The organism is Bacillus mycoides (genome assembly GCF_001757995.1).
Lineage (GTDB): Bacteria > Bacillota > Bacilli > Bacillales > Bacillaceae_G > Bacillus_A > Bacillus_A mycoides_B.
On sequence record NZ_LXLV01000070.1, the window covers coordinates 60,768 to 73,764 of the forward strand.

The 12,997-nt window shown below is 38.3% G+C and carries 13 protein-coding genes; 2 read left to right on the forward strand and 11 right to left on the reverse strand.

What is annotated here, in order from left to right; all coding sequences use genetic code 11:
* The first annotated feature begins 34 nt into the window (after positions 1-34).
* On the forward strand, positions 35-514 hold the full coding sequence (locus BWGOE10_RS24790) for a YbaK/EbsC family protein (protein WP_002145059.1): 480 nt from the start codon (positions 35-37) through the stop codon (positions 512-514).
* Positions 515-534: 20 nt separating this feature from the next.
* Here the strand turns inward: BWGOE10_RS24790 and lipA are convergent, their stop codons facing one another.
* Complete coding sequence (gene lipA / locus BWGOE10_RS24795; RefSeq protein ID WP_002112653.1) at positions 535-1,431, reverse strand: lipoyl synthase; 897 nt, start codon at positions 1,429-1,431, stop codon at positions 535-537.
* Between the two features lie 189 nt (positions 1,432-1,620).
* On the opposite strand from lipA, the gene BWGOE10_RS24800 reads away from it, so the two are divergent.
* Positions 1,621-2,604 carry a M23 family metallopeptidase gene (locus tag BWGOE10_RS24800; RefSeq protein WP_070145354.1) on the forward strand — a complete coding sequence of 328 codons (984 nt, stop codon included), beginning with the start codon at positions 1,621-1,623 and terminating at the stop codon, positions 2,602-2,604.
* 188 nt (positions 2,605-2,792) lie between these two features.
* Here BWGOE10_RS24800 and yunB read toward each other — a convergent pair whose 3' ends face one another.
* The 10 genes from yunB to metQ (BWGOE10_RS24850) form a co-directional block, all read right to left on the reverse strand.
* Positions 2,793-3,524, reverse strand: a complete 732-nt coding sequence (gene yunB, locus BWGOE10_RS24805; RefSeq protein WP_070145355.1) for a sporulation protein YunB — start codon at positions 3,522-3,524, stop codon at positions 2,793-2,795.
* A gap of 55 nt (positions 3,525-3,579) precedes the next feature.
* Positions 3,580-3,882, reverse strand: a complete 303-nt coding sequence (locus tag BWGOE10_RS24810) for a YunC family protein (RefSeq protein ID WP_070145356.1) — start codon at positions 3,880-3,882, stop codon at positions 3,580-3,582.
* A gap of 65 nt (positions 3,883-3,947) precedes the next feature.
* Complete coding sequence (locus BWGOE10_RS24815) at positions 3,948-5,363, reverse strand: bifunctional UDP-sugar hydrolase/5'-nucleotidase (RefSeq protein WP_321969984.1); 1,416 nt, start codon at positions 5,361-5,363, stop codon at positions 3,948-3,950.
* Positions 5,364-5,875: 512 nt separating this feature from the next.
* Complete coding sequence (gene sufB / locus BWGOE10_RS24820; RefSeq protein ID WP_070145358.1) at positions 5,876-7,273, reverse strand: Fe-S cluster assembly protein SufB; 1,398 nt, start codon at positions 7,271-7,273, stop codon at positions 5,876-5,878.
* Between the two features lie 48 nt (positions 7,274-7,321).
* Positions 7,322-7,753 (reverse strand): Fe-S cluster assembly sulfur transfer protein SufU, encoded by a 432-nt coding sequence (sufU, locus tag BWGOE10_RS24825; RefSeq protein WP_000009523.1) that lies wholly within the window; start codon positions 7,751-7,753, stop codon positions 7,322-7,324.
* Complete coding sequence (gene sufS / locus BWGOE10_RS24830) at positions 7,743-8,963, reverse strand: cysteine desulfurase SufS (protein ID WP_070145359.1); 1,221 nt, start codon at positions 8,961-8,963, stop codon at positions 7,743-7,745. The genes sufU and sufS overlap by 11 nt, the downstream gene beginning before the upstream one ends.
* Positions 8,963-10,255, reverse strand: a complete 1,293-nt coding sequence (gene sufD / locus BWGOE10_RS24835) for a Fe-S cluster assembly protein SufD (RefSeq protein ID WP_070145360.1) — start codon at positions 10,253-10,255, stop codon at positions 8,963-8,965. The genes sufS and sufD overlap by 1 nt, the downstream gene beginning before the upstream one ends.
* A 15-nt stretch (positions 10,256-10,270) precedes the next feature.
* The gene (gene sufC / locus BWGOE10_RS24840) at positions 10,271-11,056 is read right to left on the reverse strand and encodes a Fe-S cluster assembly ATPase SufC (protein ID WP_016112396.1); all 786 of its coding nucleotides are present in this window, start codon (positions 11,054-11,056) and stop codon (positions 10,271-10,273) included.
* A 237-nt stretch (positions 11,057-11,293) separates the two neighbouring features.
* Positions 11,294-12,100, reverse strand: a complete 807-nt coding sequence (metQ, locus tag BWGOE10_RS24845; RefSeq protein WP_002159995.1) for a methionine ABC transporter substrate-binding lipoprotein MetQ — start codon at positions 12,098-12,100, stop codon at positions 11,294-11,296.
* A 74-nt stretch (positions 12,101-12,174) separates the two neighbouring features.
* Positions 12,175-12,987, reverse strand: coding sequence for a methionine ABC transporter substrate-binding lipoprotein MetQ (gene metQ, locus BWGOE10_RS24850; RefSeq protein WP_070145361.1), 813 nt, complete (start codon positions 12,985-12,987; stop codon positions 12,175-12,177).
* Between the last annotated feature and the right edge of the window lie 10 nt (positions 12,988-12,997).

Consider the following 12,997-nt stretch of genomic DNA (forward strand, 5'->3'; position numbering starts at 1 on the left):
ACTGTATTAACAATAGAGAGGGGTATCATTCAATATGTACGAAGACGTACTTTCTTTACTACATAAAACAAATGCTTCTTATGAAAAGTTTGAACACGAACCAGTACTTGACTATGAGACTGATCGCATCGTTCGTGAAAGGCTCGGCTTACAAGGCACTCCAAGTAAAAGCCTATTTTTAAAATCAAAAGCCGGGGCGTATTACGTATTCTTTACGTTAGAGGGAACTCGCCTCAACCGAGGAGAGATGAAAGAAATAACAGGAGAAAGCTTATCTCTCTGTTCTCCTGATGAGCTAAGAGAAGAGACTGGTTGCATGCCAGGATGTGTAGCTCCTTTCGGTTATTCACAAGATGTAACGATTATTGTGGACAGTTCGATTTATACTTACAAGAAAGTTTTAATCACACCTGGTGTACCCGAATTTACAATTGAATTATCCACAGAAGAATTAAAAAGAATTTTATCAACGTGTCAAAATACAGTTTTAGAGTATAAAAAAAAGGAGAGCTAATCATTAGCTCTCTTTTTTCATTATTTCGCTTCTGCTACTTTTTCTTTCGCAGAACGAACTTGCTCGTCCGCATGATAAGAAGAACGTACAAGTGGACCAGCTTCACAGTGGCTAAATCCTTTGCTAAGTGCAATTTCTTTAAGCTCTGCAAATTCTGCTGGTGGGTAATATTTAAGAACTGGTAAATGCTTCTTAGATGGTTGTAGGTATTGTCCAAGAGTTAAAATATCCACATTGTTTGCACGTAAGTCATCCATTGCTTCAATTAAATCTTCTCTTGTTTCACCTAAGCCCACCATAATGCTCGATTTAGTTGGAATATCAGGCTGCATTTCTTTTGCTCGACGTAAAAACTCTAATGAACGGTCATACTTTGCTCTAGCGCGAACTCGGTTAGATAATCGACGTACTGTTTCAATGTTATGGTTCAAAATATCTGGTTTTGCATCCATTAACATTTTTAAGTTTTCTTCTACCCCAGCCATATCAGATGGTAATACTTCGATAGATGTGAATGGGTTTTTACGACGTACAGCACGTACTGTTTCAGCAAAAACAGCTGCTCCGCCGTCTTTTAAATCATCACGTGCAACCGCTGTTATAACAACGTGCTTTAAGCCCATTTGTACTACAGAATCTGCTACGCGTTCTGGCTCTTGTAAATCAAGCTCAGTTGGTAAGCCTGTTTTAACCGCACAAAAACGACAAGCACGTGTACAAACCGCACCTAAGATCATAAATGTTGCTGTTTTCCTTACAGCCCAGCATTCATGAATATTCGGACATTTCGCTTCTTCACAAACGGTATGAAGATTCTTAGAACGCATCATTTTCTTTAAGCCTGTATAGTTTTCATTCGTGTTTAACTTAATTTTCAACCATTCGGGCTTGCGCTTATACTCTGTTTGTTTTGTCATGGTTATCAACTCCGCACAATATGAAATAGTTTACCGTGTTCGCTTCTTTCAATGTAACATATCTATTCTAACGTATGAAAGCGATTTGCTCAAATGAAGATTCTAAGATTTTTTCCAATCGTTCCCTATAATGAAATACTCCGTATATCCCACACTAAAAAGAGTGATGTTGTGAAAGGAGTCTATTTCATGCTTCGAAAAATTTCTCTTTTGCTTTCGATTTGCTTTCTTCTCCACCAAAACATCGCTTACGGTGAAGATAATCAGCAAAGCATATATGAAAAGCGTATGGCACTATATAAAGAAACTGAGCAATCTTCAAGTATTCCGTGGTATTACTTAGCTGCAATGGATCAATACGAAAGAAACATACGGAGCGTAAGAAAGGATATTCCGAAAAAACCAGATGCCATCATTTCCCTTTATTTCAAACCTGAAATATGGGCTGGACCTGTTAATAGTAATGATACTCTCCCCCATACGATTTCTCTATTTGGCGGAATGGGTTTAGATGGTGACAAAGATGGATTTGCAAACGCAAATAACAATCGTGATCTTCTGCATACAGCAGCAACTATTTTAAAGAAACAAGGAACATCAGAAGACCGTATTAACATTATGCTTTGGGAATATTATAGACGTGCAAAAACAGTTGAATTAATTACAGAATACGCCCGAATTTATAAACATTATGGACGCATTAATTTAGAAGGAAATGCTTTCCCTCTCCCTATTCGCAGTGACCATAGCTATCGTAGTACTTTTGGTGCTGGTAGAAGTTTTGGCGGCAGGAGGATTCATGAAGGAACCGATATTTTTGCTGGATATGGCGTACCAGTACGATCAACTTGCTATGGCGTCATTGAAACAAAAGGATGGAATCGTCTTGGAGGATGGCGCATTGGTATTCGTGACCTTCATAATAATTACCACTATTACGCTCATTTAGGCGGGTTCTCTAAGGAAATACAGCTCGGACAAATTGTCGAACCAGGAAAAGTAATCGGATTTGTCGGTAGTACTGGTTATGGTCCTCCTGGCACAGCTGGAAAGTTCCCGCCTCACTTACATTTCGGCATGTATAAAGACAATGGCTATACAGAATGGGCTTTCGATCCATACATGCATTTAAGCCTTTGGGAACGAAAAGAACGAGCAAATACAAAACGATAACCGTAGCGAATTGCTACGGTTATTTTTTTATCCCGCTATTTGCCGGGCAGTAAGACCCCTACCTCAAAATTCAGCGAAAGCAAAGAAGTTCGGTGGGGGCCTTACTGCCCGTAAAAGCCCGATTGGTGAAGGCTAATAATCAGTGGGGGACGAAGCCCCCCACTGATTAAAGTCTCACTTTATATTCACTAACTATCCGTTTTCTTTTTATCTGGTACAACAACTCCGCCACTTCCGTAATAGGTAGGCACTTCACCTTGAACGATGCGCGTCGCAATCGGAATGTTTTGCTTCACCTTAATTTCTTTCGTGCGTAACGGAATCATAACTTGTAACGTCACTTCCACTTCCATAATAATTTTGATCGCTGTATTATTAATTCCTTGTGGCTCAACTAACTGTTTAATATCCGTATTCACATGACCAATTGGCGTAAAATTAATCGGAATATCCGGCCCTATATTACCAAGAAGCGCATTATCGGTTATGCGTCCAAAAGGAACTGACATAGATACCCCATTCTCTTCAAAAATACCAAGTGCTTTCGTATCCCCTTTTTCTACTTGTTGTAAATATTTCTCTATGTATGCAGTAGTCGATGTTAATATTTCATTTACTTGTTTTGTATTTAAATCAATTGTAGATACTTTCCCGTTCCTATCCGTTTGTACTTTCATTAATGAATCTACATCAAACCCTTCATTAATTCGGTCTTTTACCGCTTTCGTCATAACTGCTGTTGCCATTTTATGCGTCTCTGTTTCCCCATACTTAATTAACGTTGGCTGAATACTTTTATTTACAATCCATAAACCTTGAACTACCATTACGATAAAAATGATAAACGAAATAAGCAGTATATACCGAAAGGAAATCGGTCCCCTTCGAAACCGCGAATTTTTCGAACGAAATATGCTCATAAGAAAACCCTCCTTCTTATATTATTTCTATGCAAGAAAGAGGGACGATATATGCTTATCTCATTTTTAATAGTGCATCTTTTCCGATTGTGCCTACCGGAATACCTAAAGCTTCGGCTTCAATCGTTACTGATTCCAGCGGTGCTTCAAGAAGTTGTTCAATCGTTCTTACACCAACCGCACGGCCAGCAATAATTCCTCGATCACCTAACTTCTCATTTAGAAGACCTACATCTAAAGCACCGCACATAATATATCCTTTATCGCTCATTACAGCTAGCAAATTTGTCTTCGGAAGTTTTACGCTAACAGCAATGAACGTATAGTTATCAATTATAATTGGCTCTATATTAACCATAGTTCACACTCCTCTCTTTCTTATCTTTATGACAAGAGAAAAATGAGTGTTACAAGTTAACTAGCCTATAGTTTGACTGAAGATGTATAAGTTATCAACATGTCTGTTAACACATCTCTAAGCAATTCCGGCATATAATATTGTTTGTCAGAAAGTGTGGATAGCTCTGGGTATAAGTATCCGAATGTAAACATATCAATCGTTCCTACCGTATATATACGGTCTAATTCCAGCGATTCGCCGTTAATCAATACATCTTCTAGTAAAATTTTATTCCCTGGAATCGTATCTGGAATCACTTCCAAACCATCGTAAATCATTTTCCCCATTACTTTTCCACGAAATCCGAATCCTTTCACCTCAAGATTCTCCATATTCGGGCGGCGCGCTTTCAAAATAACTTCTCTTAACGTTTTCCCTGGTACTTTTAATAGACATGGATTAATTGGATGTGGACAAATTCGATGAATGTCTCCGCGCGTCACAACACCTTCATTTAATCCATCAAGAAGTACACCAGCGTTCACCATCCCAACATCCGCATTACACCACTCTTTAAGTGCACTTGCCAACATATGAGAAAACGTCGTCTCCTTAAACCAATCAACCGGTAATGATTCTTTTAAATGAACGACAGGCTCAGCCATTATATGTTTACTTTCTTCCTTTAGCATTTCAATTGTGGATAACGGCTCGCTATAAGCACCTAACCGTTCTGTCTTAATCGCTCTACCGTCTTTTTTCAACAGTCTCTTCGTCTCTTTATCCACAGTAAGCTGAACGTGACCGACGTAATGTCCCCACTTTTCACAACAGCAAAGCAAAGTATCGTTTACAAGAACACCGCGCTCAAATAAATGATGCGTATGTGCCCCTAAAATAACATCTATATCATAATGCTCCGCCATATACTCATCCATACTTTTTCCAAGATGAGAAAGCACAACCGTAATGTGAGCTGTATCCTTAACTTCTTCTAAAATAGACTCTAAATGGATGATTGGATCTTCAATATGCCAGTCTAACATATGATAAAACTCTGGATAAGCTACCGTTAATCCAATAAAGGCAATCGTAATCCCATCTGTCGTTGTATGTAATTTATAAGGCTGCGCCCACGCCGGACGTACACCTTCTTTTTCAAATAAATTCGCTACGAGCACCTCAAACCCAGCATCATCATATAGACGATTCAAATGCTCTTTCGCTAACGTAATTCCTTCATTATTTCCGATCGTTACATAATCATATAACGCCTCATTTAAAAGCTTCGTATTCCCAAGTCCATTTGTCGCTTCCGAAATACTATGAAAACGATCCACATGATCGCCAATATCCACAGTTAAAACAGTCTCTCCCGCTTCCTGTCTTCGCTTTTTCTCCCCTAGTACAAACCGAGAAATTTGCGGCCAATTTTCAAAATGACTATGTATATCGTTTGTATGATAAAGGTGGATGATCGTTTCTTTATTTATATTCAGAGAAAAAACCTCCTCTCAGTTCCTTACTGCCATTTACGCTACACGTACGCAATAATCCTGTAAATACTTTTCGTCTTTTCTTGCTATTTTACATTGTACTCGCATTATAAGAAAAAGCCAAAGATTGCCCTTTTAATATGAAAAACTCTATATTACTTTTTTTAATCTGTTGATTCGTTTGGGGGGTATTTTCTGTGGAAATGATTCTGGCTGGTGAAGCGGGTTCTTTGCTGGATTTGTCAGTATCTTTGCCCCACTTACCTACTTTTTGTATAGGTGCGGGGTATACAGCCCTCTCTGCTATGTCGTAATTTGTTGATAAGTCGATATTCCTTGTCGAAACGTCGATATATTGGAATAATCGCTGATATATTCCAAGTTGTGGTCGATATATTTGAAAAATCGCTGATATATTTTACCTAATACCCACCTGGGTATCCCTTCCCGACCAGACCAGCTTACCCAACACAAAAAAGCGCCCTGCACAGCAGGGCGCTTTCTTCATACATATATTAACCAATAGAACCTTCCATCTCAAACTTGATTAGGCGGTTCATTTCAACTGCGTATTCCATTGGAAGTTCGCGAGTGAATGGCTCGATGAAGCCCATTACGATCATTTCTGTAGCTTCTTGCTCAGAAATACCGCGGCTCATTAGGTAGAATAATTGTTCTTCTGATACTTTCGATACTTTCGCTTCGTGCTCAAGTGAAACGTAATCGTTTTTGATTTCGTTATAAGGAATTGTATCAGATGTAGATTGGTTATCCATGATTAACGTGTCACACTCGATGTTAGAGCGAGAGTTTTTCGCTTTTGGTCCGAATTGTACGATACCACGGTAAGTTACTTTACCACCATGCTTCGCAATCGATTTAGAAACGATTGTTGAAGATGTGTTTGGTGCTAAGTGAATCATTTTCGCACCAGCATCTTGGTGTTGGCCTTTACCAGCAATCGCGATAGATAATGTTAAACCACGAGCACCTTCGCCTTTTAAGATAACTGCTGGGTATTTCATCGTTAATTTAGATCCGATGTTACCGTCAATCCATTCCATCGTTGCGTTTTCTTCACAAACCGCTCGTTTTGTAACTAGGTTGTATACGTTGTTCGCCCAGTTTTGGATTGTTGTATAACGGCAATATGCATCTTTCTTAATGATGATTTCTACTACCGCACTATGCAGTGAGTTAGTCGTGTAAACAGGTGCAGTACAACCTTCTACGTAGTGTACATGTGCGCCTTCGTCTACGATGATAAGCGTACGCTCGAATTGTCCCATATTTTCAGAGTTAATACGGAAATACGCTTGAAGTGGTGTATCAACTTTAATACCTTTTGGAACGTAGATGAATGATCCACCAGACCAAACTGCAGAGTTTAATGCAGAGAATTTGTTGTCTGTTGGTGGGATTATTTTTCCGAAATGCTCGCGGAAAATATCTTCGTTCTCTTTTAATGCGCTATCTGTATCTTTGAAGACGATTCCTAGAGCTTCTAGGTCTTCTTTCATGTTGTGGTATACAACTTCAGATTCGTACTGTGCAGATACACCAGCTAAATACTTTTGCTCAGCTTCAGGAATACCTAATTTATCAAATGTCGCTTTAATTTCCTCAGGTACTTCATCCCAAGACTTCTCAGATTTCTCAGATGGTTTTACGTAGTACGTAATTTCATCGAAATCTAAGTCGTTTAAGTCGCCGCCCCATTGTGGCATTGGCATTTCATAGAACTTATCCAGTGATTTTAAACGGAAGTCTAACATCCACTGTGGTTCTTCTTTCATACGTGAAATCTCTTCAACGATTTCTTTTGTTAAACCGCGTCCAGCACGGAAAATCGAAACGTCTTTATCCTTGAAACCATATTTATAATCGCCGATATCTGGCAGTTGCTTCGCCATGTTGGTGTGTCCCTCCTTATATAACCTCGTTTTTAGGAACCTTTAACATTACTTATCTTCGTTTAAGCCCTTTTCTAACGCTTTCCACGCTAATGTTGCACATTTAATACGTGCCGGGAACTTGCATACGCCTTGTAATGCTTCAATATCTCCTAAATCAATGCTGTCATCATACTCTTTTCCTAGCATCATGTCAGAGAAAATTTTAGAAAGCTGAAGAGCTTCTTCAATTTTCTTTCCTTTTACTGCTTGTGTCATCATTGAAGCTGAAGACATTGAAATTGAACATCCTTCGCCTTCAAACTTCGCTTCTTGTACAATACCCTCTTCTACTTTCATCGTAAGTTGAATACGATCGCCGCAAGTTGGATTGTTCAAGTTAACGGTAACACTATCTTCTAACACGCCATGGTTACGAGGATTTTTATAATGATCCATAATAACTTGACGATATAACGTATCTAAATTATTAAATGACATTTGTGAAATACTCCTTTGTCTTGATTAGCGATTCAACAAATGTATCAATTTCTTCTTTTGTATTATATAAATAGAAGCTTGCACGTGCTGTAGAAGAAGCTTTTAGCCACTTCATAAGCGGTTGTGCACAGTGATGTCCTGCGCGAACCGCAATGCCTTCTACATCTAATACAGTTGCTACATCATGAGGATGTACATCATCAATATTAAATGTAACTAGACCAGCGCGATGCTTTGGACCATAAATTGTAACGCCATCTACTTCTGATAGTCTTTCTAAAGCGTATTGCGCTAATTCATGTTCATGCTTTTCAATATTATGAAGACCGATTTCTTCTAAGAAATCAATTGCCGCACCAAGTCCGATCGCATTACCGATAATCGGTGTACCTGCTTCGAACTTCCACGGAAGCTCTTTCCAAGTAGACTCTTGTAAGTCTACGAAATCAATCATTTCACCACCAAATTCAATTGGTTCCATATTGTTTAGCAATTCTTTCTTACCATATAATACGCCGACACCTGTTGGTCCGCACATCTTATGAGCAGATAATGCGTAGAAATCACAGTTTAAATCTTGTACATCCACTTTCATATGAGGTGCACTTTGTGCTCCATCAACGATCATGATTGCACCGTTTTCATGTGCGATTGCTCCGATTTCTTTTACAGGGTTAATCGTTCCAAGTACGTTAGAAACGTGCATAATAGAAACGATTTTTGTATTCGGTGTAACTGTTTGACGAACATCTTCAATAGAAATTGTACCGTCTAGTTGAAGCGGAAGGTATTTTAAAGTTGCACCAGTTTTCTTCGCAACTTGTTGCCACGGAATGATGTTACTATGGTGCTCCATGTAAGAGATGACGATTTCATCGCCTTCTTTTACATTATCAAGACCATAGCTAGCTGCTACTGTATTTAATGCAGTTGTCGTTCCGCGCGTGAAAATAATCTCTTCCATTGATTTCGCATTAATAAACTTGCGAACTTTCTCACGTGCACCTTCATACGCGTCGGTAGCTTTTGTACCGAGCGTATGAACACCGCGATGCACGTTAGAATTATATTCTTTATAATAACGTTCTAACGTTTCAATGACTTGAATTGGTTTTTGAGAAGTTGCTGCACTATCGAAATAAACAAGTTGTTTGCCGTTCACTTTTTGATCAAGAATTGGAAACTGTTTGCGTATTTCATGAATATTCATTAGCGAACTTTCCTTTCAATTACCTCAACAAGCTGTGCTTTTACTCCTTCAATTGGAAGCTCATTTACTACAGGTGCTAAGAATCCATGGATGATTAAACGTTCTGCTTCGCGTTTTGGAATCCCACGGCTCATCAAGTAGTATAATTGGTATGGATCTACGCGGCCTACTGAAGCTGCGTGACCTGCCATTACATCATCTTCATCGATTAAAAGAATTGGGTTTGCATCACCGCGAGCTTTCTCATCTAACATAAGAACGCGAGAAGATTGTTGTGCATTTGATTTAGATGCACCGTGTTCAATCTTACCAATTCCATTAAAGATAGATGTTGCACTATCTTTTTGTACTCCGTGTTTTAAAATCCAACCTTCAGAGTGTTTACCGAAGTGAACAACTTTAGTTGTAAAGTTTTGTGTTTGGTTACCACGGCCAATTGTTACTGTTTTCGTATCAGCATATGAACCGTCGCCCATTAAGTTCGTAACGTTCTCTGAAATTGTGTTTCCGTCATTCATAAGGCCTAAAGCCCAATCAATACGGCCGTCGCGTCCAACAACACCGCGGCGGTTAACGTAAGTTGTTACGTCTTTTGCTAATAGATCAACCGCACCGAATTTCACTTGTGCGCCTTGTTCCACGATTACTTCTGCTACGATATTTGCAATACCTTTAGCATTTTCATTTGCAACGTAGTTTTCTACATAAGTTGCAGTACTGTTCGCATCAGCTACGAATAGTACGTGGTTATATACATTAGCTTCTTCGCCGTCTACTAAGAATACAGCTTGAAGTGGCGTTTCAAGAACAACGTTTTTCGGAACATATACGAATGCACCGCCGTTGATTAATGCAGCATGAAGTGCAGTTAGACGATGTTCGTCTACTTTCACGCCGTCTTTCATTAAGTACTTTTGTACTAGTTCAGCATGCTCTGTTGCAGCTGTTACGATATCTGTAAAAATAACACCTTTTTCTTTCGCTTCGTCTGCTAAAGAAACGAAAGCAGTTGTACCAGTACGTTGTACTAATACGCTGTTATTTTCATCGATTAAGTTTTTCACTGCTTCTGGAAGCTCTGTTAAAGAACTTACAGGCTCTTGCTTAGCAGCGTCGCCTTTTCCGATAAAGTCCCATTTGTCAATTTTCGTTTTATCAGGCGTTGGCATTGGAAGTTCAGTTGCTTGTGCAAGAGCTTGTAAGCGGAACTCAGTCAACCAAGCAGCTTCGTTTACTTCGCTTGCGCGCTGACGGATTGTTTCTTGATCGAAAGGTAATGTACCGATTGTCATGTTTATGCTCCTCTCTTACGCTTCTTGCTCTGCTGTTTCGTCTTCAATACCTAATTCTTTTTTAATCCAGTCGTAACCTTCAGCTTCTAGACGTTGTGCAAGCTCAGGGCCACCAGATTTAACGATACGACCGTTCATCATAACGTGAACGAAGTCTGGAGTGATGTAGTTTAATAAACGTTGGTAATGCGTAATCATTAGGCAACCGAACTCTTCGCCGCGCATTTGGTTAATACCTTTAGATACAACTTTTAATGCATCGATATCAAGACCTGAGTCGATTTCGTCTAAGATTGCAATTTTTGGCTCGATCATCATTAATTGAAGAATCTCGTTACGTTTTTTCTCACCGCCAGAGAAACCTTCGTTTAAGTAACGTTGTGCCATTTCTGGATCCATTTCTAGGAATTCCATGTTTTTATCTAATGTACGGATAAATTTCATAAGAGAAATTTCTTCGCCTTCTTCACGACGTGCATTAATTGCAGAACGTAAGAAGTCAGCGTTTGTTACTCCGCTAATTTCACTTGGATATTGCATTGCTAGGAATAGACCTGCTTGTGCGCGCTCGTCTACTTCCATTTCTAATACATCTTCACCGTCGATGATGATGCTACCTTCTGTTACTTCATACTTTGGGTGACCCATAATTGCAGAAGATAAAGTTGATTTACCTGTTCCGTTAGGTCCCATAATTGCGTGGATTTCTCCACCTTTTACTTCAAGGTTTACACCCTTTAAAATTTCTTTGCCATCAATTGATACATGTAAGTCTTTAACCGTTAATGTAGAACCAGCCATCTCAATACCTCCATTAATCCTATATATACATTTTAAAAATTACTAAAACGTTCATATTCTCATTTTATTCTCATTCTAATCTTATATCAAATAAAATGATATCGCAAACGCTGAAAAAATGTAACAATTTTTTCACAAATGTATATAAGTATTTCCCTTGCATCCTTATATGATACACCTTTCTTCTTATTTATATAAAGCAAAAAGGACTAGGAATTTCCCAGTCCTTTCCTGCACTTATTCATTTACCGGAAGTACAGCACCTTTATATTCTTTATTAATGAAATCTTGAATTTCTTTCGAATGTAGCACTTCTACTAGCTCTTTAATTTCTTTTTTCTTCTCGTCACCTTTACGAACTGCGATAATATTTGCGTAAGGAGAGTCTGATCCTTCAATTGCAATTGCATCCTTTGTTGGATTTAATTTCGCATCAATTGCGTAGTTTGAATTAATAAATAAAGCATCACCTTCATTGTTTTCGTACAGCTTCGGTGAAAGCCCAGGTTCTACATCTGTTTTAAACTTTAAATTTTTCGGGTTTTCTACAACATCTTTTACTGTCGCTTTAACAACATCTACACCGTCTTTTAATTTAATAACGCCGCCTTTTTGTAACAACGCTAACATACGACCACGCTCAGCTACGTTATTACTCATAATAACCGTTCCTCCATCTGGAAGCTCTTTTAAGCTTTTATATTTCTTAGAATAAATGCCCATTGGCTCTAAATGAATTTTTCCTGCGTTTACAATTTTATATCCTTTTTCTTGAATTTCTTTATCTAAATACGGAATGTGTTGGAAGTAGTTCGCATCAATTTCTTTATCCGCTAACGCTTTATTTGGTAACACATAGTCCTGGAATTTTTTAATCTCTAATTTAATACCTTTTTTCTCTAATATCGGTTGTGCTTTCTCTAAAATAACAGCGTGCGGCACGTTAGAAGCTCCCACGACAAGCTTATTCTCCTCTTTCCCCCCGCAGGCAGCTAATGTAAATACAGACAGTGCTGTAACAACTGACAGTATAATCTTTTTCATATGATGTCCCCTTCTCCCCTATAGTTATGTAGTTAGAAAAAAGAACCGGCATACACCAGCCCTTCTTCAAACGATTATTCTTTTACAGGAACAACTGCCCCTTTATATTCTTTATTAATAAAATCTTCAATTTCTTTAGAATGTAGCACTTCTACAAGAGCTTTAATCTCTTTTTTATCTTTATCGCCTTTACGAACTGCTACTACGTTTGCGTATGGAGAATCATCGCCTTCAATTGCAATTGCATCTTTTTCTGGGTTTAATTTCGCATCAATCGCATAGTTAGAGTTAATTAGAACAGCGTCGCCTTCTTTATTGTTATACACTTGTGGTAATAAACCAGGCTCAATATCCGTTTTGAATTTTAAGTTTTTCGGATTATCTGCAATATCTTTTGGAGTTGCTTTAACTGGCTCTACTCCGTCTTTAATTTTTAAAATGCCTTCTTTTTGTAAAATTGCTAAACCACGTCCATGATCAGCAACAGAATTACTCATAATAATTGTCGCCCCGTCTGGAAGTTCTTTTAAGCTCTTATATTTTTGAGAGTACACGCCAATTGGTTCTAAATGAATTTTCCCCGCTATTTCAAAATCATATTTTTTATCTTTAATTTCTTTTTCTAAATACGGAATGTGCTGGAAGTAGTTTGCATCTAAATCCTTATCCGCCAACGATTTATTCGGTAATACGTAGTCTTGGAATTTTTTAATTTCTAATTCAATCCCTTTTTTCTCAAGTAACGGTTTTGCCTTTTCTAAAATAACAGCGTGCGGTACGTTAGAAGCCCCAACAACTAGTTTCTTTTCATCTTTATCTTTCGCGCCACAAGCAGCTAACCCAAAAATTGAAGTTGAAATAAGTGCTGTAAGTAATAATTTTTTCATTTGAAATACC